We start from the raw sequence: 21,541 nt of genomic DNA, 5'->3' as shown, positions 1-21,541 counted from the left end.
CTTCCCTTCTCGGAGGCCCTGACCCACCCTGCATCCCCTGAGTTCCGGAACGGGAATCGTGACTTCTACCGCCGTACACCGCAGGTCCATCAGGAAGAACCCCGGCGTGGCCGCCGTCGCGCTCGCCGCCGCCACGGTCCTGCTCGCGGGATGTGGGTCCTCCGACGACGGCTCCGACCCGCTGAGCGAGGACACGGGAGGCGCAGGCGGCGACACCGTCGTCGTCGGCTCGAACAACTTCGCCGAGAGTATCCTGCTCGCCGACATCTACGGCGAGGCCCTGAAGGCCAAGGGCATCGAGGTCACCTACAAGCCCAACATCGGCAGCCGCGAGACCACTTACGGCCTGCTGAAGAACGGCTCCATCACCGTCCTGCCCGAGTACAACGGCTCGCTGCTCGCCTACCTGGACAAGGACGCGAAGCAGGAGTCGCTGGAGGCCGTGGACGCCGCGGCCAAGGCCAAGCTCGACTCCAAGCTGACGCTGCTCGACTCGGCGCCGGCGGAGGACAAGGACTCGGTCACGGTCAACGCGGCCACCGCGAAGAAGTACAACCTGACCACCGAGTCCACGCTCGCCGACCTCAAGGACATCGCCCCGGACCTGGTCATCGGCGGTTCCCCGGAGTTCCAGACCCGGCAGCAGGGTCTGCTCGGGCTCGAATCCCAGTACGGCCTGAAGTTCGAGTCCTTCAAGGCCCTCGACGCGGGCGGTCCGCTGACCCAGGCGGCGCTGAAGAAGAACACCGTGCAGGCCGCGGACATCTTCACGACCGACCCGACCATCACCAAGGAGAAGTTCGTCGTCCTCCAGGACCCGAAGAACCTCTTCGGCTTCGCGAACGTGACCCCGCTGGTCTACAAGTCCGGTCTCAGCAAGGAGGGCGTGGCCGCCCTGAACGCGGTCTCGGCCAAGCTGGACACCAAGGCGCTCCTCGACATGGACACCCAGGTCCAGCTGGACAACAAGGACCCGCTGGACGTGGCGAAGGCGTGGCTGAAGGCGAACGGGCTCGGCTGACGCGGTGCCGGTCGGACAGACCCGGTGAGTCCGGGGAAGGGGGAGTCTCCTCCCGCTTCCCCGGACTCGAAGGTCGCGTCCCGAGTTCCGCCGACGCCCGAGAGTGGGGGCTCTAATAGGTGTCGGCCCGGCGGTCGGCTACGCCGCGCTTCCGGGCCCGTCCGCCGGCGACACAGCCGTACAGTCCGGCGTGGGCGCCACAGTCGCCGTCATCGCGGGTGCCGAGGTCCGAGGTCGACGACCGTCACCGCATCCGCGGGCCGAGGATCCCTTCGACCGCGGCATGCCCGAACCGGACCTGACGGCCCGACTGATCCCGTCCCCGGACAAGGACTTTCCGGCGGCTGACGGGTGAGCGCCGCTCCCCGACGGCTGTGCGCCGCTACTCGACGGCCGCGGCGATCAGCAGGTCCAGGAGGGCGATCAGCACGTCCCGGGAGGACTCGCGTCGCCGTGCGTCGCACAACACCACCGGGACGTCCTGCGGGAGGGCGAGGGACTCCCTGATGTCCTCGGCGGGGTAAGGGTGTTGCCCGTCGAAGCCGTTCACGGCGACGACGAAGGGGATGCGGCGGCGTTCGAAGAAGTCCACGGCGGCGAAGCTCGACTCCGGGCGGCGGACGTCGATGAGGACGACCGCGCCCAGGGCGCCGACGGCGAGGTCGTTCCACATGAACCAGAACCGCTGCTGGCCCGGGGTGCCGAAGAGGTAGAGCACGAGTTCGTCGCTGATGGTGATCCGGCCGAAGTCCATGGCCACGGTGGTGGCCCGCTTCGCCTCGATCCCGGCGAGGTCGTCGACGCCCAGGCCCGCGACGGTGAGGGGTTCCTCCGTGCGCAGCGGCGTGATCTCGCTGACCGAGCCGACCATGGTGGTCTTGCCGACGCCGAAGCCGCCGGCGATGAGGATCTTGACGGTGTCGGGTGCGGCGGGAGTACCGGCTGTCTCGGTGGGGAACGTGTCAGAGCCGGCCAAGGCCTTCCCTCACTTTCTGCAACAGGTCCAGGTCCGGGGTGCGGGGCGAGACGGGACGCGGCGGGTGCGCGGTGATCAGGCCCGCCTCCAGCAGATCGCACAGCATGATCACGACCACGCTGACCGGGAGGTCGAGCAGCGCGGCCAGCTCCGCCACGGCGACCGGGCGGGCACACCGGCGCAGGATGCGGGTCTGCTCGGCCTGCGGGCGCGGGGCCCCTTCCGGTGGCGGATCCACCGCGGTCACCGTCGTGATGAGGGTGAAGTCGGCGCGGCTGGGTCTGGTCCGGCCGCCGGTCAGGGCGAACGGTCTCACCAGCCTGCCCGAGGCGTCACTGTCGGTCACCTCACCCGCCGGTGGGGCCGATGCCGGCCCGTGGTGCCGCGCTGAGGTGCTCGCCGATCTTCTTCACCAGCATGTTCATCTGGTAGGCCACGACACCGACGTCGGCGTTCGGGCCGGTGAGGACGACGAGATGAGCGCCGGGGCCCGCGGAGGTGAGGATCAGGAAACTGTTGGCCATCTCGATGAGCGCCTGGCGCACCGGGCCGCCCCGGAAATCCATGCTGACGCCCTTGCTCAGGCTCATCAGACCGGACGCGGTCGCCGCCAGCCGCTCGGCGTCGTCGCGCAGGAACCCGGTGGACTTGCTGACGACCAGCCCGTCCTCCGAGAGCACGACAGCCTGCGTCACGTCGGCGACCCGCTCCACGAGTCCGGTGAGCAGCTGGTCCAGCTGGGTGTGCGTGGCGGGGGTGGGGCGTGTCATGGCGTGTCCTTCATGAGCGATCGGTGTGGGGAGTACGGGCGGCGACGGCCCGGTCCTGCGGGGCGGGGGGCCCGGCGGGGCCCGGGGCCTGCGGTGTGCCGGGCGAACCGTGCGGGTCGTCGGTGGTGACGTCCTCGGGGATGTCGAGCGGGTCGGTCCCGTCAGCGGTCGCCTTCTTCGATACGGCGGCGGGGGGCGGGTCCTGCGGTGGGTGGGTCCCGTCGGTGGGTTCGTGGGCGCCGGAGTGGTCGTCGGCGGGGGCGGGGACCTGTGCTGGACCGTGTGGGTCGTCGGCGGGGGAGCGCCTCGCGGTCGGGGCCTGCGGGGTGTCGAGGGCATCGTCGTCCTCGTCCCGGGCGCGGAGCGTGCCGCGTTGGAATCCGGCGAGCGAGGAGGCCGCGCGGTCCGCGGTGAACTCGTCGGCGTCCTCTTCCGGGCAGGTGGTCGTGGCCTCCTCGCGCAGTTCGACGGCGAGACTGGTCTGCGGGACCCGTCGGGGAAGCGGGGTGAGGCCGTCGGGGCGGGGGGTGGGCGTGTCCTGCGCCGCGGTGTCCGGTCGGGACGACGCTCGGCCGGACACCGCCCCGGCCGCCGACTCCGCGTCCCGCACACCGCCCGGCTCGGCCGGGTCCGCAGCTCCCGGGACGCCCGCGGGGTCCGCCGGGTCGTCGGGACGGGCGCCCGCCGAGTCGGCCGAGTCCGCCGTACGGTCCGTGCCGGTCGAGGTTCTGGTCTCCGAGGGGTCCGCCGGGTCGTCGGGACGGGCGCCCGCCGAGTCGGCCGAGTCCGCCGTACGGTCCGTGCCGGTCGAGGTTCTGGTCTCCGAGGGGTCCGCCGGGTCGTCGGGACGGGCGCCCGCCGAGTCGGCCGAGTCCGCCGTACGGTCCGTGCCGGTCGAGGTCCTGGTCCCCGCGGGGCCCGCCCCGCGCCCCGCGCCCGTCGGAGCCGCGGCCGGACCCTCCTCGCCGGCCGTTGCGGCTGCGCTGACCCCGGCCGTCGTCCTCGCGCTCACCGCCGCCCTCACCTCACCCCGGCCCTCCGGCTCGACCTCCTCCCGTACGACGATCTCGTGCGGGATCAGGACGATCGCCGTCGTTCCGCCGTACGGCGAGGAGCGCAGGGTCACCTGGATCCCGTGGCGGTTGGCGAGGCGGGCGATGACGAACATGCCGAGGCGGAGATCGTCGGCGAGCGCGACCACGTCGAACTTGGGGGCCTCGGCCAGATGGGCGTTGAAGGCGGCGTACTCGTCCTCCGACATGCCGAGGCCCCGGTCCTCGACCTCGATGGCCAGCCCCTTGGCGACCAGCCCGGCCCGTACCCCGACCGGACTCGGCGCGGGCGAGTACAGCGTGGCGTTCTCGATCAGTTCGGCCAGCAGGTGGATCACGTCCGCGACCGCCGGCGGGGCCAGGCAGACCTCCTCCTCGGTGTGCACCTCCACCCGCTGGTACTCGGCGACCTCACCCACCGCGCTGCGCAGGATGTCGATCAGCGCGACCGGCTCGGTCCAGCTGCGCCGCGGCCGGCCACCGCTGATGATGACCAGGTTCTCCTCGTACCGCCTCAACTGGCTGGCCGTGGAGTCGAGTTCGTACAGCCCCGACAGGACGTCCGGGTCCTGGTGCTCGCGCTCCAGCGTGTCCAGCCGGCTGAGCTGGAGGTTGACCAGGTTCTGACTCTGCCGGGCGATCCCGAGGATCACCTTCTGGAACCCCCGCCGGGTGTCCGCGAGTTCGACGGCGGTCACCACGGCGGTCCGCTGTGCCGCGTTGAACGCCTTGGCCACCTGCCCCAGTTCGTCCCATCCGTAGTCCAACTCCGGTGCGGCACGGTCCACATCGACCTTCTCACCCCGCTCCAGCCGCGCGACCACGTCCGGCAGCCGCTCCTGGGCGAGGCCCAGCGTGGCCTCCCGCAGGCCCCGCAGCCGCCGGGACAGCGAACGGGTGATCCGCCAGGACATGACGAGACACACCAGCAGCGCGATCAGCCCGCCCGCGCTGAGCGAGGCCGCCGTCAGCAGCTGCTCGTGCGCCTTGTCCGCGCTCCGGGTCAGCAGCCCCGAGGTCTGCTGCCGGATCAGGGCGGTGTAGCGGACGGAGACCTTCTCCATCGCCGCCGACCACCGTTTCCCCGCGTCCGGCAGGGCCACCCGCCCCGAGCCGTCGGCCGGCCGCGCGGCGAGGACCTGGTCCTCGACCGCCGTCAGGGTCCGCCAGTCCTCGCTCGCGAGGATCCGCTGGGTCTGCGTCTTCGCCTCGCCGCTCAGCGCGGGCACGATCTGGTCCTCGACGAGCCACCGGCGCGTGTTCACCAGCTGGACGAAGTGCTCCCATGCCTTCTCGTCGAGATGCCCGGACGGCCAGGCCAGGGTGAGCGCCACATCCTCCTGCGAGGTCAGCTCCGCCGCGTGCTCGAGGGCGACGAGCGGCCCGGCCTGCGAGGTGAGGTCGCCGTCGTCGACCTGCGAGAGCTGCTGGAAGGCGTGTATCTGGTCGTCGACGATCGACGTGTACTGGTCGAGGGCCTGCTCGGCGGTGATGTCCGTGGGGTGGTCCACCTGGTCGCGGTAGTACTCCAGGCTGCCCACCGAGCCGAGAACCGAGTACAGCTGGTCGGCGATGCGCGCGGGCGCCCGCTGGATCTCCTCGGACTGCTGTACGAGCTTGGCGACCGCCGCGTCCGTGGCCGCCCGCTTCTCGTCCAGGGCGGCCCGGGAACCGGGCACCTTGGCCAGCCAGGCGGCGGACACCGCGCGTTCGCCCTGCAGCGCGAGCGTGGCCTCGGTGCCCATCGCGCCGGTCGACCTGCTGAGCTCGGTCTGCGAGCGCAGTCGCAGGCCTTCCGCGAACACCTGCGTGGTCGTCACACCCCACATCGCGGCGAGCGTGACGCTCGGCACCAGCGCCAGCATGATGAGGGAGAGACGTATGGAGCCGAGGCGGCGCCGGGCGCCTTTCCGGTCGGGCATGGTCGTCCTTGGGCGGTCAGTGAGAGCGGGGTGGGCTGTTCCGGGGGGAGCGGTTGTGGGAAAGGGGGGTCACCGCGTGCCGGCAGCGGCGAACTTCGCGACCGCGGCGACGTTCGTCCGGGTGACGAACGCGGGCCCGGTGAGTACGGGAGCCACGCTGCCCCCGCTGATGTTGCCGTTGGTCCGGTACAGCCACAGCGAGTCCACGGCGAGGTAGCCCTGCAGATACGGCTGTTGGTCCACGGCGAACTGCACGTCCCCGGCGCGGACCGCCTTGACCAGGTCGTTGTTGAGGTCGAAGGTGGCGACGTGGGCCCGGCTGCCGGCGGCCTTCACCGAGTCCACGGCGTCCAGCCCGAACTGCGCGCCGAGGGTGACGACTTCGTCGATGCCGGGGTCCTGTCGCAGCCTGGCCGTGAGGACGGTGTCCACCGCCTGGGGGTCGGTGCCCTCCACGTACAGGTTCTCGGTCTCGCCGCCGAACGTCTTCTTCACTCCGGCGCAGCGCGCCTCCAGGGCGACGTTGCCCCGCTCGTGGATGACGCACAGCGCGTGCTTGACCTTCAGGCCGTTCAGCTTGTCGCCGACGGCCGCGCCGGCCACGATCTCGTCCTGGCCGAAGTACTCCAGCAGCCCCTGCGACTTCCAGGCGTCGATACCGGAGTTGAGGCCCACCACCGGGATGCCGGCCGCCCGCGCCGCGGCCACCGGAGCCTTCATCGCGGCCGGCTTGGCCAGGGTCACCGCGATGCCGTCGACCCGCTCACCGATCGCGTCACGGACCAACTGGGCCTGCCCCGCCGGATCGGAGTCGTTGGCGTACGTCAGGTCGACACCGTCCTTCGCGGCGGCGGCCTCGGCCCCCTTCTGCACACGTTCCCAGAAGGCGTCGCCCTCGCCGCCGTGGGTGATCAGCGCGATCCTCAGCCCCGCGCCGCCCGCCTCCTTCGCCACGCCCGTCCCCGTGTCGAGCCGGGAGTCGTCACCGGCCCCGGAGCAGCCGGCGAGCAGCAGGAGGGCGACGGAGGCGAGGGCGGCCACGCGCGGGAGTCTCAAGGAAGTCCGAGGTGGGGGAGGAGTGTTCATGGGCTGCGGCACCTCGCTGTGCGGCCTGGCAGGCGGAACGCGAAAGTGCGGCCGGAACGCGGGCGCGTCGGCCGATTGAACTTTCACTGGCCAGGAGCCAACCGCGTGTGACCGCCGGTAGTCAAGTGATCAGCCGCTTGTAGTGACTTCTCGGTTCCGCATCGTAATGATCTTCCCGTCAGCATGCAGGAGGAGATGGCGGCCGGCGGGCTTGCGCTCTCGGCCCGCGGCACGGCTCGACTCCCGGCGACGGCCGGCGACGCCCGTACCGAGGCGATCCGGCTGCACGACGCCCGCTCGTCGGTGTGCAGGGGGTGGATCAGCCCGCGGTCGAGGTCATCGAGCGTCCTCCCCGTCCTCACCCCCGTCCTCGATCGGCCGCTGACCAGGATCTCGTCAATGGCCGCAGAACCGACGATCGTCGCCACCGCCGGAGGACACCGCACCGGCGATCGCACTTCACGGCACGCGTGCACGAGGCGACACGGGTGGCCGGCTTCGACCTCGCGCAGCTCCTGCTGTTCCCCATGCCCAACCTGGACGACGTCGAGGGCACCGTCTGGAGCAGGACGTGGTGGGGGTCATGGGCGGGGTCGGCGCGGGCTCCCTGTGCTGGTTCGACGGCGGCACCACCGGCTCGTACGGCCCCGAACTCCGGCCCCTCACCGACGCGTTGGGCTTCCTGCCGTACGGCAACGGGGTGCACTACGACAGCGACCCGGGCCGCCGCCCCCTGATCCACCGCCTCGTCGCGGACGGAACCCTGCCCGTCACCCACTGCACGGACGACGGCGTCGGACTGGTCTACCGCGGCACCGAACTCGTCGAGGCCGTGACCGAGGTGCCCGGAAAGGGCGCCTACGGCGTCAGCCGCGACGGCGGCAGGGCGGTCGAGGAACGCGTCGAACCGCGCAGGCTGCCCGGGGTGTGACGGGCGGGTCTGCGCGGTCCGGGCCCCGGGAGGGGAAGGCGGTTGCGCGGGCCGGCTGCGGGAGCGGCCCGCACGTCCGGGTTACTGGGCAGCCCTCGGTGTGCCGGCGGCTGTCACGGCCTGAGCCCTGTACGTGTCGGTACCGGCCTCTCCCGCGCCGGTCGCCGACCCGTCCTGCGGCGCCTGCCGTGGCGGCCCGCGCCGCTCGCGGCGGCTCACGTGCGGATCCTGGTCGGGCAGCCAGCCGTAGGTCAGGACGCTGCCCACGACCCCCAGCAGGAGGCCGACCATGAAGCCGCCCAGGTTCGAGGTGGCCCAGGTGCCCATGGAGATCAGGACGCCGGTGATCGAGTAGAAGAGGCGCTGGGCGGGGCTGAAGAGGATCAGCAGCCCCAGCAGCACCATCAGGGTCGGCAGGAGGTAGCCCGCCACGCCCTGCATCCCGACGTGCAGGACGACCTTCACCGAGGCCTTCATGGTGAGCAGGATCCATGCCCCGCCCAGGGTGAGCCACAGCCCGCCGAAGAAGGGGCGTCCGTACACCCAGCGGGTGAACGCGTCCTGCTGGGCCACGGGCTGCTGTCCCCCCATTGGGTCAGCGGGCCCGCTCACCGGCTCCTGACCCTCCATCAGCAGGCCTTGCTGCTGAAGGTGAGCTTGAGGCCGGGCAGCTTGAACACGCCTGCCGTGGTGGCGTAGTTGGTCTGGCGCAGGGCGTCGATGTGCACGACGTCGGCCTGCTGGCTGAAGACACCGATGGGGCCCTTCACCCCCGCCTTGGTGAGGGTGCTGGCGTCGTTGCCGATCTCGATGTTGCGGAAGGAGGCGTTACCGAACATCTCGGTCGAGTCCGTGGTCAGGTCGGTCGCCTGAACCTTGTCCTGCCCGGCGCCCGCCTCGATCTTCAGATTCGTGCCGCCCAGGTCGACGCTCTGGCACAGCTTGGAAAGGGTCGCGTTCTTGATGGCCGAGGTCACGACCAGCACCTGCCCGCCGGTGTCGCCGGCGTTCGGGCTGTTGTCCGCCATGTTGTCGAGGCCGCCGAACTGCTCGAACCCGGTGCCGTCGAGGCTGTCCGCAGTGACTGTGAAGGGCATGCCGGAGATGGCGAACTGGACACCGAGAGCGCCCTGGGCGGTCATGATCGCCAGGCCCGCGGTGATCGCGACGGCCGGCACGGCCATGATCGCGGCCCGGCGGCCCCGGACCCGCCCGCGTCTTGCGGGGCTGTCGGGGGCTTCGGGGGTGGAACCGCTTTCGGGGGTCTCGGAGGTGGTGCCGACGGACGAGGCCATGTGCTGCTCCCAGGGGCATAGTCAACGCAAGTGATGCTCACGTGCGGATGTGCGGCTTCAGTGGCTTGTTGTCCTGGCGCGGACAGTGGCTGCGGCGTACCTCTCCTTTCAACCCCCGGCGGCTGGAAGGGCTTTCCCGTACTCCGCAGTAATGCCACGGAAGTTACCGGCGGTTACGGCCGTGGGTCAAGCAAGTTGTGAGTAAAGGGTGTCGATTATGTGCCACCCGTGATCGACAACGCCTCCGACGGTGATAAAAACCCGTCGATCGATGATCAACTCGCTTACAGCACCTTGACGTTGACGGATGATCAGGTCTACAACTCTCCCTGGCTTCCCCAGATCCGTGGCGCCGGATCCAAGCCGTCGGGCGGCATCTGCCCGCGTTCCCGGACGAGTTGTCCATCACGGGCTCTGCACCGCCCGAGTCCGACCCTCCACGGCACCCGAACCGGCCGTTTCCCCCCTGGGCCGTATCGGGCTCGCCATCTCTCGCCCGGTCCGGCCGGAGCCCTCCCCCATTGGGCGTCCGGCCGGTCACCGGCCTGATGCCGTTGCCGGTCCGTCACGTACGGAGAAGGCGTGACGGGTCGGCAACGGCGGACGCCGCCGCGCGTCCGCGCCCCCCCACACCCACCCTCACCTCACGAAAGAGGCACCCCCGCATGCGTATGCGTTCTCTGCTCTCCCTCACCGCCGCTGCCGCCGCCTTCGCGCTCCCCGTGGCCGTGGCCGCTTCCGCCCCCGCCGCGGCGGACGACGTCGCGGTCCTCACCACCGGCTCGGTCGGCGGCGCCCCCGTCGCCGAGGGCACGGCCATCAGCGCGTCCCTGGCCAGTGGCACCACCGCGACCCTCTACTCCAGCTCGACGGGTACCAGCGGGATCACCTGCACGGCGTCCACCTTCAACGCCACGGTCGGCAGCAACCCCACCGCGCCGGGCACCGCCACCGAGTCCCTGACCGGGCAGACCTTCAGCGGCTGCTCCTCCAACGTGGTCGGTGTCCTCGGCGTCACCAGCATCACGGTGAACAACCTGGCGTACACCACCGACGTGTCCTCCGACGGTTCCGTCACCGTGACCCCGGCGAGCGGTTCCACCATCCAGACCACCGTCGTGCTGCGCACCCTGCTGGGCAGCGTCAGCTGTGTCTACCAGGCGGCGGCCGGCCTGTCCGGCACGGCCGACAACAGCGACAACAGCATCAAGTTTGCCAACCAGCAGTTCACCCGGACGTCCGGCTCCTCGCTCTGCCCCGCCAGCGGTTTCTGGACCGCGAAGTACAGCCCGGTGACCGCCGACGGCCAGCCGGTCTACGTCAACTGAACTCCGTGACCACGTAGTTCAGCGTCGGCGCAGACGAAGCGCCAGGGCGGCGCCACCGGTGAGCACCAGTACCCCGGCGGCGCCGCCCGCCAGCATGGGCGCGGAAGGACCGGAACCGGGATCGGCGTCGGCGGCCACCGGAGTGGAGTCGGGGACGGCACCGGCCGCCGAACGCGCCACGGAAGGTTTCGGCGAGGCGACCGCGGCCGCGGTGGTCGGCGCTGGACTCCTCGCGGGCTCCTTCTTCGCGGTCTTCGACGGTGTCGGGGAAGCGGCGGTACCCGCCCCGGCACCGCTGTCCTCGGCCGCCGCCGGGAACACCACGTCCGAGCACGAGTAGTACGTGTCCGCCGTACTGCTGTTCTGCCAGATCGTGTACAGCACCTGCCGACCGGTCCGGTCCTTCGGCAGCGTCATCCTGATCCGGTACGCACCGTCCGTCAGCGCCGGGTCCTTCACCTCGGCGAACGGCCGCTCCGGCAGGTCGGACCACTTCAGCGGCTTCGACGGGTCGTAACCGGGCTCGGTGAGGTACATGCGGAACGTGCCGGTGTGCGGGATCGTCGAGACGTACTTCATGGTCAGGGTCGCACCGGGGGACAGGCGGGTGGACGGCCAGTCGGAGCGGGCCAGGTCGAGGCCCTTGTAGGCGGGCAGGCCGCCGCTGCACAGCTTCCCGTCGGGAATCGTCTGACGGTCCCGGCCGTTCACGTTCGCGACCCGCAGGTTGTCCCACGCCGTGAAGGGCGAGCCGTTCGCCGCCACGGCGGCCCGGCACGCTGCCGTGCCCGAGGAGTCGCCGTCGGGGGAGCAGGCGAAGACCCGGCTGACCGGATCCGTGGGAGCGCCGTGGGCCTGCGCGGGCGCCGCGGCGAACAAGGTCAGCAGGAGCGGGGTCAGGGCGGTGGCGGCCGCCGCACTGGTACGACGGGCGGTTGTCCAGGGCATCCGGAACATCCGGAACGCCTCCTCGGGCGGCGCGGGAACGACGGGCTTCCGTGCAGTACGGGGCGCGGGCCCCGCGCGTTCATCGGCACACCGGGGCGTCCGCCCCGCGCAGACGCGGGCAAAGCGGCCACCCCCGTGCAACCGGCCACCGTAGAGGGGGTGTTTCCGGCCCGGTCAAGGGTTTCCCCTGTATCCGCATGACCTGCTCTTTGCCTATCGTTCGACCACAGCTGACCCACAGGTAACCCCGAACGGGTCACGCGCCCCACGTATGGCCGGCCGCCGCGCTCCTGGCTTCACCCCCCGCCCGCTTCATCGACGAAGCGAATCGACTGATGCTCCGCGCTGCCCGGAGCACGGCCACGAAAGGCAAGCCCTTGCGTACCTCCCCCTCCCTGCGGCGGAAGCTGATATCCGCCGCAGCCGTCTCCGCGGCCCTCCTCTCCGTCGGCACGGCCTCCGTCGCTGTCGCCCAGGACGCCCCCGCCCGGTCGGCCGCCGTCCCGGCCGCGCTCACCGAGGCAGCTCCCGGCATCCAGGCCGAGCGCCTCATCGTCGGCTACAAGTCCGGCGCCGCCGAGGCCACCTCGAACAAGGCCGCCGAGGCCGACGCCGCCGCCAAGGACGCCGACTTCCAGCGCAGACTCGGCACCGGTGCCGCCCTCGTCGACCTGGGCGCGGACCCGAGCAGGGCCGAAGTGGCCGACGCCGTCGCCGAGTTCAAGGCCGACCCGCAGGTCGCCTACGTCGTACCGGACCGCCTGAACAAGCCGCAGGCCGACCCGAACGACACCGAGTACGCCAAGCAGTGGGACCTGTTCGAGACCACGGCCGGTATGAACGTGCCGGGTGCCTGGGCGACCTCGACCGGCAGCGGCGTCACCGTCGCCGTCATCGACACCGGGTATGTCACCCACTCCGACCTCGCCGCGAACATCGTCGGTGGCTACGACTTCATCTCCGACACCGCGGTCTCCGTCGACGGTGACGGCCGCGACAGCAACCCGGCCGACCCCGGCGACTACTACGCGGCCAACGAGTGCGGCTCGGGCATCCCGGCCTCCAGCTCCTCCTGGCACGGCACGCACGTCGCCGGCACCATCGCCGCGGTCACGAACAACGGCAAGGGTGTCGCGGGCATCGCGTACGGCGCGAAGATCTCCCCGGTCCGCGTCCTCGGCAAGTGCGGCGGCTACGACTCCGACATCATCGACGCCATCACCTGGGCGTCCGGCGGCACCGTCTCCGGCGTGCCCGCCAACACCAATGTCGCCAAGGTCATCAACATGAGCCTCGGCGGCGACGGCGCCTGCACCTCGGCGACCCAGACCGCCATCAACAACGCCGTCAGCCGCGGTACGACCGTCGTCGTGGCCGCCGGCAACGACAACGAGAACGTCTCCGGTCACTCGCCCGGCAACTGCAACAACATCATCTCGGTCGCCGCGACCAACCGTTCCGGCGCCAAGGCCTCGTACTCCAACTACGGCTCCCTCGTGGACATCTCGGCGCCCGGCGGCCAGACCAGCACCGGAACCGCCAACGGCATCCTGTCCACGCTCAACTCCGGTGCCTCGACGCCGTCTTCGGAGTCGTACGCCTACTACCAGGGCACCAGCATGGCCACCCCGCACATCGCGGGCCTGGTGGCGCTGGTGAAGTCGGCGAACCCCTCGCTGACCCCGGCCCAGATCGAGACCGCCATCAAGAACAACGCCCGTCCACTGCCGGGCGCCTGCTCCGGCGGTTGCGGCGCGGGTCTGGCCGACGCGGCGAAGACGGTGGCGGCCGTGAGCGGCGGCGGTACGACGACGGGGACGACCTTCTCCAGCACCACCGCCGTCTCCATCCCGGACAACGGCTCCGCGATCGAGTCCCCCATCACGGTCAGCGGCCGCAGCGGCAACGCCCCCTCGACCCTCCAGGTCGGCGTCGACATCACCCACACCTACCGCGGTGACCTGGTGATCGGGCTCGTCGCCCCGGACGGCACGGTGTACAGCCTGAAGGCGGCGAGCTCCTCCGACTCCGCCGACAACGTCAACACCACCTACACCGTGAACGCCTCCTCCGAGACGGCCAACGGCACCTGGAAGCTCCGCGTGCAGGACACGGCCGCGCAGGACACGGGCACGCTCAACGGCTGGAAGCTGACCTTCTGAGCGGACAGACCCGAACGAGTGGGCCGACCTGTACGAGTGGGCCGACCTGAACGAGTGGGCCGGCCGGTGCGGATGTGCACCGGCCGGCCCCTCTCGCATACCGCACATGACACGGACGCCACCGATCACGCGTCGGCGCCCACCAGTTCACCGCTCTCGACGGATGCCAGCACCCGGGCCCCGCGGTCGGGCCGGCTGTCGAGGCCGATCAGCAGTCCCGGCACCGCGATACTCGGCAGCAGATGGGCCCACATCACCGAGATCCGGTGCCCGAGATCCTCCCGCCCGTGCAGCGCCCGCGACATCAACTGCACCCCGGCGAAGGCCCCGACCAGCAGGTCCGCCGTGTCCCGCGGCTCGACCGTGGGCAGCAACTCGCCCTGATCCCGGGCCGCTTGCAGCATGGCCACCAGATGCTCGCTCCACTGCCGGAACGGTCCCGTGTGATCGACACCGGGCGGCGCGCACTGGTCCACGGTGAGCCGCACGCTCCCCTTCAGCAGGGAGTTGCTCCGCAGCCGCTGTCCGAAGACGAACGTCATGTCGACGATCTCCTGGACCTTGCACGGATGCGGCGGCACGGCCCCCAGCGCCAACTGCTCGTCGAGCACCGCCTGGGCCAGGGATTCCTTGGAGGGGAAGTGGAAGTACAGGGCACCTTTGGTGACTTCGGCCCGCTCCAGCACCATCGCGATGGTGCTCGCGGCGTATCCGTGCTCGTCGAAGACGGCGCCCGCGGCCTCCACGATCGTCCTGCGTGTCCTGATGGCGCGCTCCTGTCTCGCCATAAGAACCCCTCCCATGCGCCGAGTTCGGATTTCGTCCGGTCTCGATCAGGTCACATTGAAAACAGACCGGAATCCCTCGTACTCTATCGCTCACCGGCACGGGCACCTCACCGTCCGTCATCGCTTCGGAGGAACGAGGGGGAGACATGCCAGAGTTACGGCAGTTCACGCAGGCCCGGGCCTGGTCCGGGCCCCTGACCGCGACCGTACCGCGTGAGTTCGTGCACCGGGTGGCCGTCGCGGAGATCCTCCTCACGGGCTGGACCAGGACGGCCGCGGACCGGTTCACCATCACCGCGCAGTGGCCGCGCGCCCACCAGTTACACGTGTCCCCGGACCGCTCGGCGTACGAGCCGCTGCTGGTTGCAGAAACGGTCCGCCAGTGCGGGGCGCTGCTCGCCCACGCGGCGTACGAGGTCCCGCTGGGGCATCAGTTCGTCCTCCAGGAACTGCGGGTCGCCACTCGCCCCGAGCACCTGGCCGTGGGTACCGCCCCCGCCGAACCCGTCATCCACATCACCGTCGCGGAGCTCCGCCGCCGTGCCGGCCGCCCAACCGCACTCCGCTACGACGCCGTCGTGCACCTGGGCGGTGAGCAGGTCGCGACCGGCGGTATCGCTGTGACCTGGGCGAACGAGTCCGTCTACCGCCGGTTGCGCGCGGGGCGTACCGCCGATGTCGGAGCCCTGCGGCTGCCGCGTCCGCCGTCACCGCCGCTGCCGGCCGACACGGTGGGGCGGGCCCTGCCCACCGACGTCCTCCTCTCGCCCGCCGCACGCCCCGGCCGCTGGCGGCTCCGCGTCGATACCGCACATCCTGTTTTCTTCGACCATCCCCTGGACCACGTCCCCGGCATGCTCCTCCTGGAGGCCGCCCGCCAGGCCGTACGGGCCCATGGAGGGGAGGAGGGCCGGGCGGTGGCGTCGTTCCACGCCATGTTTCACCAGTACGCGGAGCTCGACCAACCGGTCTGGATGGAGGTGAGCGGGGAGGGCGGCGCCGACGTACAAGTCATAGCGCTGCAAGGGGAGTCGAAGGTCTTCGGGTGCCGGGTGGGACTCGCCGCAGTGTGAGTTATCGTGTACAGGGAGTTAGAAACAAACGGCATGACCCGTTCTTTTCGGTACCAGGAGTGTGCAGTCGATGCCGAGGCAGTTACGCGCTGAACAGACCCGAGCGACGATCATCAACGCCGCCGCCGATCTGTTCGACCGCCGCGGCTATGAATCGACCAGTCTCAGCGACATCGTCGCGCACGCCCAAGTCACCAAGGGCGCGCTGTACTTCCACTTCGCGGCGAAGGACGATCTCGCGCACGCGATCATGGAGATACAGTCGCGGGCCTCGCGGCAGCTGGCGGGGGACGTGGATGCCCGGGGGTACACCTCACTGGAGGCGCTGGTCCGCGTCACCTTCGGGATAGCCCGCCTGTCGGTCGAGGGGCCGGTGCTCCGGGCCGGGCTCCGGCTCGCCACGGGGGGAGTCGAGGTGCGGCCGCCGCTGCGGCATCCGTTCACGGAGTGGCTGGACCTGGCCACGGGGAAGCTGCAGGGCGCGGTCAAGGAGTCCGACCTTCACCCGGACACCGATGTGGACGCCGTGGCGCACTCGGTGGTGTGCTTCTTCGTCGGGACGAGGGTGGTGGGGCCGCATCTGGAGCCGGTGGGGCGGCAGCCGCGGCGGCTCGCGCAGATGTGGCACGTGATGATCCGGGGCCTGGTCCCGGTTCCTCGACGGGCGCGGTATCTGGCCCTGGTCAGTCAGTTGGAACAGGAGGCTCGGAGCGGCGGGTGAGCGGGTTCGTGGTTACAGTCGGTGCATGTCTATCGGCGCCGCCGTCATCCTCAGCAGTGAACCCGGTTCCTTTCCGCACAGCGTGCTCGCCGAGCGGCATCCCGCGATCATCGAGCAGGTGCGGGGGGCGTTTCCGTACGGGCCCGAGCAGCACCGCGCGCTCGACGCGCTGCTCGACAGCTGTACGAAGGGTGTGATCGAGCCGCTTCCCGGCGGGGCGTGGGGCGAGTGGGGGATCGACGCCCATGTGGGGCGCTCCTGGTTCGATGTGCCCTGGCTCTGGGCCGAGAGCTACTTCTACCGGCGGCTTCTCGACGCCGTCGGATACTTCGGAGACGGGCCCTGGCACGGCATCGACCCCTTCCGGCCCTCCAAGCTCGCCGAGCTGGACTCCCGCGAGACCGACGAAGAACTCGCGGCGCTGGACGCACTCGCCGTCCGGTCGGTCGAGGAGCAGGGGTCGGCCCTGTTGCACGGGTCGTTGTGGGGCAACCGCGCCGACCTCGGGTTCCGGCTCTCCGACGGGGAGGCCGAGGGGCGGGACGCCGTGCCCGATCTGGTCGCCGACGACAGCGAGCGGCTCTGGTCGCTGCTGGGCGGCGCCGGCACCCTCTGCCTCATCGCCGACAACGCCGGACGTGAGCTCATCCCCGATCTGCTTCTCCTCGCCCACCTCCTCGAACACGGCCGGGTCGAGCGGGCCGTGCTGCATGTGAAGCCGTACCCCTACTACGTCTCCGACGCGACCACCTCCGACGTGGTCGACGCGCTGCGCCGCCTCGTGCGAGCGCAGGGGGAGGCCGCGGCGTACGGGCGCCGGCTGTGGGACGCCATGGCCGCCGGCCGTCTCGATGTCCGCGCGCACGCGTTCTCCTGCGCTCCGCTGCCGTACGCGGACATGCCGGACGACCTTCGTACGGAGATCGGCGGGGCCGCGCTCACCGTCCTGAAGGGAGACCTCAACTACCGGCGTCTGGTGGGCGACAGGTGGTGGGCGCCGACCACACCATTCGCCGAGGCGACCGGCCACTTCCCGGGACCCGTCGCCGCCCTGCGCACCCTGAAGTCCGATGTGATCACCGGCCTCGACGGGCGTACGGAGGCCGCGCTGACCGAGGCGGAGGGGCGGCGCTGGCGGACCGGCGGGACGCGTGCGCTCATCCAGGTCCGGCCCTGAGGGGCGTTATGCTGCCGACCTGTACCGGTGGGCTGCCGTACGTCCCGCCGACGGGCAGCGAAAGAGGACGTCATTGACCCCGCGGTACCTGAGCAATCCTGGGGAGCCCGTCTACGACGTGGACGCGCGGCGCTACCTCGACGTCACGGATGCCCGTGACGAGGCCGACCTGCACGACGTGTTCACGGACATCTACCGCACCAACCGCTGGGGCTCCGACGAGACCCGCTCGGGACCGGGCTCCGAGCTGCAGCGCATGAAGCGGGTGATCGCCCGACTCGGCGCGCTCATCGAGGACCTGGGTGTCCGCTCGGTACTGGACGCGCCGTGCGGGGACCTGAACTGGATGCAGCACGTCGAACTGCACGGGGCCTCGTACCTGGGCGGGGACGTCGTCGCGGAACTCGTCGCGGCCAACCGTGCCCACCACCCCGGCCCGGGGCGGGAGTTCCAGCTGCTCGACTTCACCGCCCAGCCCGTGCCACGCGTCGACCTCATCGTGTGCCGGGACGCCCTCGTGCATTTCTCCTACCAGCATGTGGTGGAGGCGCTGACCCGTTTCCGCGAGAGCGGCTCGCGCTACCTGCTCACCACGACCTTCTCCCGGACGGCCGCCAACACCGACATCGTCACGGGCTGGTGGCGGCCGATCAACCTCCGGCTGGCCCCCTTCGGGCTGCCCGAACCGCTTCAGGTCATCGGCGACGACGAGTCCGACGACTTCTACGACGACAAGACGCTCGCCCTGTGGGACCTCGCGCAGATCCCGGCACACTTCCCGGGCTACGAGCCGGTGGCCGCCGAGTCGGGATCCCTGGGCGCCTGATCCTCGGAACGCAGACGGGCAAGGGCCTCCTGGGCGGCCAGTGTCCGGGGGTGCCGTAGCCCCAGCACCTCCTGGCAGGCATCCCGTACCTCGGTGAACTCCGCCTCGGCAGACGTGAGTTCGCCCTTCGTCCGGAGCAGTCCGGCCAGGTTGTGCCGGACCGCCAGCGTCCCGGGGTGCCGTGGCCCCAGCGTCTCCACACAATCCGCGAGCACCGTCCGGTACTCCGCCTCCGCCTGCTCGACGTGCCCCCGCAGGTGCAGGACGTGGGCGGCGCCGTGCCGTACCGACAGGGTGAGCAGATGCTGTTCGCCGAGCACGGTCCGCCGGGCCTCGTAGACCTCCCTGAACTCCTGTTCCGCGGCGGCGAGCCGGCCCTGGTCCTTGAGCAGGTCGGCGAGGTTGTGACGGACCGCGAGGGTGCCCGGGTGGAGCGGGCCCAGGGTCTCCACACAGTCCGCGAGGACCGTACGGTACTCGGTCTCGGCCCGGTCGGTGCGACCCCGCAGGTGCAGGACGTGGGCGGCGCCGTGCCGTACCGAGAGGGTGAGCAGGTGCTGTTCGCCGAGCACCTCCCGGCGTGCCGCGTACACCTCCCTGAACTCCGCCTCCGCCGCCTCCAGTTGGCCCCGTTCCATCAGCAGGTCGGCCAGGTTGTGCCGGACCACCAGGGTGTGCGGGTGCATGTCGCCGAGCAGTCTGCGCTGGACCTCGAAGACCTCCCGGAACTCGGTCTCCGCGTCGGTGGGCCAGCCCCGGTCGCGCAGCACGGTGGCCAGGCCGTGCCGGGCGGCCACGGTCTCCGGGTGGTCCTCGCCATAGGCGTCGGCGCGCAGTCCCAGCACCGTACGGAACTCGTGCTCGGCCTCCGCGAGCAGGCCCCGGTCGCGCAGGACGTCCGCGAGGTCGTGGCGTACGGCGAGGGTGCTCGGGTGGCGCTCGCCCAGTACGTCCGCGCACACCCCGAGCGTCTCCCGCAGCTCCTGCTCGGCCTGCCGGAACATGCCGCGCTCGTGCAGCACCTGGGCCATCTCGTGCCGGGTGACCAGGGTGTCGGGGTGGTTCGCGCCGAGGGTCTCCCGGTAGGCGTCCAGGAGCAGGCGGTACTCCTCCTCGGCCTCCGCGAGCAGCCCTCGGTACCGGGCCATCCAGGCCACGCCCTTACGGGCCGCGAGGGTCCCGGGGTCCCGCTCGCCCAGCAGGGCCCGCCGGATGGCGTGGACCGCGCGGTACTCGGTCTCCGCCTCGACCGGGCGGCCCCGGGCGTTGAGCAGGTTCGCCAGTGCGTACCGGGCATCGGCCGTCTCGCAGGCCGCGTCGCCGAACAGGGCCCGGGTGTCCTCCAGCACCGTGCGAAGCAGCGACTCGGCCGCCGGCAGCCGGCCGCGCAGATGAAGCAGGTGTGCGGCGGCGGACCGTACTTCGAGCGCGTCGGGGTCACGCGGACCGCACGCGAGCACCACCGGCTCGCACGCCCCGAGCACCTCCTCCGCCCGGTCCAGCCAGCCCCGCCGGATCAGATGCCGGGCCCCGGCGGCCGCCGCTCGCAGCGCCTTCGAGACCAGTTCGTCGTCCGCCTCGTACGGGTCACCGATCAGGGGCAGCGGGGCGTCGCAGTGCGGGAGCAGCAGCCGCCAGCGCGGCCAGTCGCGCGGGTCGTCCTCGCTGAGTTCGGCCGTGGCGCACACGACCAGGTCGGCGACGACGGCCGCGTACTCCCTCATGTGCTCGGCGAGGTCCCGCTGTAACCGGCCGGCGTCCCGGACGAGCGGGTGCATCAGCAGGGTGCGCGTGTGGTCGTCGCCGCCGGGCGGGGTGTGCAGCTCGACCAGACCGAAGTCGGCCAGCGAGGTGAGCGCGGTGTAGAGCTCCTGGGGGGTGACGCCGGGCAGCAGCGACGACTCCGCGAGCCGGTCGGGGCGCAACAGGCCGACCAGCGGCACCGGCGCCTCGCCCAGACAGCACAACAGCCGCATCAGCGGCCGGGCCTGCGCGATGCCCCGCCGCTCCAGGAGGTCCAGCGACAGCTCCCAGGTACCCGTGACCGGGACGGAGTAGTTGCTGCCCTGCCGGCCGGGCGGGCGCTCGTCGAGGAGTTCGGTGAAGCGCTCGTCGAGGGCCACGCGGTAGTCGGCGTACGTCCGCACGGTCGTCGTGCCCGGCCAGGCGGGGAACGCCGAGGCCGCCGCGAGATGCGAGCCCGCGATGCGCAGCGCCAGCGGCAGCCCGCCGAGCCGCCGGGTCAGCAGCCGCGCGTCCTCCCGTGAACCGGCCCGTTCCCCGGCGAGGTCCCAGAGCACCTCGGTGGCGTCGTCCTCCTCCAGGGCGTCGACCGAGTGCAGCGTGGCCCACGGCCCCCAGGTCCTCGGGCTGCTGTCCCGGCTGGTGATCAGCACCAGGCCGGGCAGCTCCGCGGCGGGCCGGACCCAGCCCGTGCCCTCCGCCAACCGGCCGTAGGGTGCCAGGTGTTCGGGCTCGTCGGCGTTGTCCACCACCAGCAGCCACGGGCTCGCGGTGTCGCACAGCCGCCGCCACAGCAGATCGGTCGCGCTCGAACGCCCCGACCAGGCACGGTCGATGAGATCCGCGGGCGTGCCGAGCGCGGCCACCACCTCGCGCATCCCGGCGCTCAGCGTGGCAGGGTTCTTCGCCGTCACCCACCACACGTCGACGTTCAGCGCGGCGGCGTAGGCGGCGATCTCCAGGGCGACGGTCGTCTTCCCGCTCCCGCCCATGCCGTGCAGCACCTGCACACCCGAAGTCGGCTTGCCCACCAGCTGTTTGAGCGTGTCCAGGAGCGGCTCACGGCCGCGCACCCGGCGGTCCAGCCGGCCCAGAGGAGGCGCGACGGTCAGCGCACCCGGGCCACGGACCGGCTCCAGCGGGCCCGGGGACTGCTGGACCTGGATGAAGAGCGGACGGGCGAAGCCGGAGAACTCCTGGACGAACTCGGCCAGCAGACCGGACAGATCGGGGTTGCGGGCCAGCAGGTCGCGCAGGGTGGTGTCCCACTCCTGCCGCTGTTCCCGCAGCATGATCTCCTGCCGGGCCGGTGGTGCCGCGTCGAGCTCCGCCCGTGCCCGGTCCAGCCGCTCGACGTCCTCCCGTCGCAGGAACCTCGCCATCCGCTGCCGGGCAGCCTGCCAGGCATCCGTGGTCATCAGCCCGACCATCGTGCCCGCTGCGGCGGCAGCGGTCTGGGTGAACAACTCTGCCCCGAACACCGAGGACCCCCTGTCGGCACACACCTCGACGGCTACGTCCGAACCCCTCTCCCGTCTTCAGGTTCTCATGTCATGCGGAGGTGAAGGGACTTGATCGCCTTGATGAAGTTCGAAACGAGACGTCCGGGCGGCGCGGCCCCGCCCCGCGGGGCGGGGAGGCGGCCGTCGGGGGCGGGCCGGAAGATGACGCGGAAACCGCCGGCCCTTCTGAACACCCTTCGCCAGCCAAGCCCAGGTGCTC

General features: G+C 71.2%; 17 protein-coding genes and 2 pseudogenes. 9 read left to right on the top strand and 10 right to left on the bottom strand.

Going from position 1 to position 21,541, the window contains the following annotated elements; genetic code table 11:
• Nucleotides 1–58: 58 nt before the first annotated feature.
• Nucleotides 59–1,021 carry an ABC transporter substrate-binding protein gene (locus ABZT93_RS16890; RefSeq protein WP_356104892.1) on the top strand — a complete coding sequence of 321 codons (963 nt, stop codon included), beginning with the start codon at nt 59–61 and terminating at the stop codon, nt 1,019–1,021.
• A gap of 124 nt (nt 1,022–1,145) precedes the next feature.
• Nucleotides 1,146–1,376 (top strand): annotated as a pseudogene (locus tag ABZT93_RS16885) (hypothetical protein); the annotation flags it as partial.
• Between the two features lie 27 nt (nt 1,377–1,403).
• On the opposite strand, the gene ABZT93_RS16880 reads toward ABZT93_RS16885, so the two are convergent.
• The 5 genes from ABZT93_RS16880 to ABZT93_RS16860 form a co-directional block, all read right to left on the bottom strand.
• Nucleotides 1,404–1,997, bottom strand: coding sequence for an ATP/GTP-binding protein (locus ABZT93_RS16880; protein ID WP_356104890.1), 594 nt, complete (start codon nt 1,995–1,997; stop codon nt 1,404–1,406).
• Nucleotides 1,984–2,343: a DUF742 domain-containing protein gene (locus ABZT93_RS16875; RefSeq protein ID WP_356104887.1), complete on the bottom strand. Its 360-nt coding sequence runs from the start codon at nt 2,341–2,343 to the stop codon at nt 1,984–1,986. The genes ABZT93_RS16880 and ABZT93_RS16875 overlap by 14 nt, the downstream gene beginning before the upstream one ends.
• A gap of 1 nt (nt 2,344) precedes the next feature.
• Nucleotides 2,345–2,767, bottom strand: coding sequence for a roadblock/LC7 domain-containing protein (locus ABZT93_RS16870; RefSeq protein ID WP_030313681.1), 423 nt, complete (start codon nt 2,765–2,767; stop codon nt 2,345–2,347).
• Between the two features lie 10 nt (nt 2,768–2,777).
• Nucleotides 2,778–5,741 carry a nitrate- and nitrite sensing domain-containing protein gene (locus tag ABZT93_RS16865; protein WP_356104884.1) on the bottom strand — a complete coding sequence of 988 codons (2,964 nt, stop codon included), beginning with the start codon at nt 5,739–5,741 and terminating at the stop codon, nt 2,778–2,780.
• Nucleotides 5,742–5,810: 69 nt separating this feature from the next.
• Nucleotides 5,811–6,827 carry a substrate-binding domain-containing protein gene (locus ABZT93_RS16860; RefSeq protein WP_356104882.1) on the bottom strand — a complete coding sequence of 339 codons (1,017 nt, stop codon included), beginning with the start codon at nt 6,825–6,827 and terminating at the stop codon, nt 5,811–5,813.
• A 399-nt stretch (nt 6,828–7,226) separates the two neighbouring features.
• Here ABZT93_RS16860 and ABZT93_RS16855 point away from each other — a divergent pair.
• Nucleotides 7,227–7,758, top strand: a pseudogene (locus ABZT93_RS16855) (peptidase E).
• A gap of 81 nt (nt 7,759–7,839) precedes the next feature.
• Here the strand turns inward: ABZT93_RS16855 and ABZT93_RS16850 are convergent.
• Together ABZT93_RS16850 and ABZT93_RS16845 are read right to left on the bottom strand one after the other, a co-directional pair.
• Nucleotides 7,840–8,349, bottom strand: a complete 510-nt coding sequence (locus ABZT93_RS16850; RefSeq protein ID WP_356104879.1) for a DUF6114 domain-containing protein — start codon at nt 8,347–8,349, stop codon at nt 7,840–7,842.
• Nucleotides 8,350–8,387: 38 nt separating this feature from the next.
• Nucleotides 8,388–9,053: a DUF6230 family protein gene (locus ABZT93_RS16845; protein WP_356104877.1), complete on the bottom strand. Its 666-nt coding sequence runs from the start codon at nt 9,051–9,053 to the stop codon at nt 8,388–8,390.
• 665 nt (nt 9,054–9,718) lie between these two features.
• On the opposite strand from ABZT93_RS16845, the gene ABZT93_RS16840 reads away from it, so the two are divergent.
• Nucleotides 9,719–10,381 carry a Tat pathway signal sequence domain protein gene (locus ABZT93_RS16840; protein ID WP_356104874.1) on the top strand — a complete coding sequence of 221 codons (663 nt, stop codon included), beginning with the start codon at nt 9,719–9,721 and terminating at the stop codon, nt 10,379–10,381.
• 18 nt (nt 10,382–10,399) lie between these two features.
• On the opposite strand, the gene ABZT93_RS16835 is transcribed toward ABZT93_RS16840, so the two are convergent.
• A complete protein-coding gene (locus tag ABZT93_RS16835) occupies nt 10,400–11,338 on the bottom strand; it encodes a lytic polysaccharide monooxygenase (RefSeq protein WP_356104871.1) in 939 nt (312 codons plus the stop codon).
• Between the two features lie 368 nt (nt 11,339–11,706).
• On the opposite strand from ABZT93_RS16835, the gene ABZT93_RS16830 reads away from it, so the two are divergent.
• Nucleotides 11,707–13,491, top strand: coding sequence for a S8 family serine peptidase (locus ABZT93_RS16830; RefSeq protein WP_356104868.1), 1,785 nt, complete (start codon nt 11,707–11,709; stop codon nt 13,489–13,491).
• 125 nt (nt 13,492–13,616) lie between these two features.
• Here the strand turns inward: ABZT93_RS16830 and ABZT93_RS16825 are convergent, their stop codons facing one another.
• A complete protein-coding gene (locus tag ABZT93_RS16825) occupies nt 13,617–14,279 on the bottom strand; it encodes a ScbR family autoregulator-binding transcription factor (protein ID WP_356104865.1) in 663 nt (220 codons plus the stop codon).
• Nucleotides 14,280–14,425: 146 nt separating this feature from the next.
• On the opposite strand from ABZT93_RS16825, the gene ABZT93_RS16820 reads away from it, so the two are divergent.
• The 4 genes from ABZT93_RS16820 to ABZT93_RS16805 all read left to right on the top strand — a co-directional run bounded on the left by ABZT93_RS16820 (nt 14,426) and on the right by ABZT93_RS16805 (nt 18,076).
• A complete protein-coding gene (locus ABZT93_RS16820) occupies nt 14,426–15,352 on the top strand; it encodes a ScbA/BarX family gamma-butyrolactone biosynthesis protein (protein ID WP_356104862.1) in 927 nt (308 codons plus the stop codon).
• Between the two features lie 70 nt (nt 15,353–15,422).
• Nucleotides 15,423–16,073, top strand: a complete 651-nt coding sequence (locus ABZT93_RS16815) for a ScbR family autoregulator-binding transcription factor (protein WP_356104859.1) — start codon at nt 15,423–15,425, stop codon at nt 16,071–16,073.
• Between the two features lie 25 nt (nt 16,074–16,098).
• Complete coding sequence (locus tag ABZT93_RS16810) at nt 16,099–17,250, top strand: damage-control phosphatase ARMT1 family protein (RefSeq protein ID WP_356104856.1); 1,152 nt, start codon at nt 16,099–16,101, stop codon at nt 17,248–17,250.
• A 73-nt stretch (nt 17,251–17,323) separates the two neighbouring features.
• Nucleotides 17,324–18,076 (top strand): class I SAM-dependent methyltransferase, encoded by a 753-nt coding sequence (locus ABZT93_RS16805; protein WP_356104853.1) that lies wholly within the window; start codon nt 17,324–17,326, stop codon nt 18,074–18,076.
• Here ABZT93_RS16805 and ABZT93_RS16800 read toward each other — a convergent pair.
• Nucleotides 18,034–21,237 carry a tetratricopeptide repeat protein gene (locus ABZT93_RS16800; RefSeq protein WP_356104850.1) on the bottom strand — a complete coding sequence of 1,068 codons (3,204 nt, stop codon included), beginning with the start codon at nt 21,235–21,237 and terminating at the stop codon, nt 18,034–18,036. The two genes, ABZT93_RS16805 and ABZT93_RS16800, sit on opposite strands and share 43 nt — an antisense overlap.
• Nucleotides 21,238–21,541: the final 304 nt, after the last annotated feature.

It is taken from the genome of Streptomyces sp. NPDC005303, from assembly GCF_040607335.1.
In the GTDB taxonomy this organism is placed as follows: Bacteria; Actinomycetota; Actinomycetes; order Streptomycetales; family Streptomycetaceae; genus Streptomyces.
This window is presented reverse-complemented; position numbering and strand designations above follow the sequence as displayed.

Bases quoted from the DNA above. Each gene is read 5' to 3' on its own strand.
- ABZT93_RS16870 (WP_030313681.1), bottom strand. From the start codon at position 2,767: ATGACACGCCCCACCCCCGCCACGCACACCCAGCTGGACCAGCTGCTC.
- ABZT93_RS16815 (WP_356104859.1), top strand. From the start codon at position 15,423: ATGCCGAGGCAGTTACGCGCTGAACAGACCCGAGCGACGATCATCAAC.
- ABZT93_RS16850 (WP_356104879.1), bottom strand. From the start codon at position 8,349: ATGGGGGGACAGCAGCCCGTGGCCCAGCAGGACGCGTTCACCCGCTGG.
- ABZT93_RS16845 (WP_356104877.1), bottom strand. From the start codon at position 9,053: ATGGCCTCGTCCGTCGGCACCACCTCCGAGACCCCCGAAAGCGGTTCC.
- ABZT93_RS16840 (WP_356104874.1), top strand. From the start codon at position 9,719: ATGCGTATGCGTTCTCTGCTCTCCCTCACCGCCGCTGCCGCCGCCTTC.
- ABZT93_RS16825 (WP_356104865.1), bottom strand. From the start codon at position 14,279: ATGGCGAGACAGGAGCGCGCCATCAGGACACGCAGGACGATCGTGGAG.
- ABZT93_RS16820 (WP_356104862.1), top strand. From the start codon at position 14,426: ATGCCAGAGTTACGGCAGTTCACGCAGGCCCGGGCCTGGTCCGGGCCC.
- ABZT93_RS16860 (WP_356104882.1), bottom strand. From the start codon at position 6,827: ATGAACACTCCTCCCCCACCTCGGACTTCCTTGAGACTCCCGCGCGTG.
- ABZT93_RS16810 (WP_356104856.1), top strand. From the start codon at position 16,099: ATGTCTATCGGCGCCGCCGTCATCCTCAGCAGTGAACCCGGTTCCTTT.
- ABZT93_RS16835 (WP_356104871.1), bottom strand. From the start codon at position 11,338: ATGTTCCGGATGCCCTGGACAACCGCCCGTCGTACCAGTGCGGCGGCC.
- ABZT93_RS16800 (WP_356104850.1), bottom strand. From the start codon at position 21,237: ATGACCACGGATGCCTGGCAGGCTGCCCGGCAGCGGATGGCGAGGTTC.
- ABZT93_RS16865 (WP_356104884.1), bottom strand. From the start codon at position 5,741: ATGCCCGACCGGAAAGGCGCCCGGCGCCGCCTCGGCTCCATACGTCTC.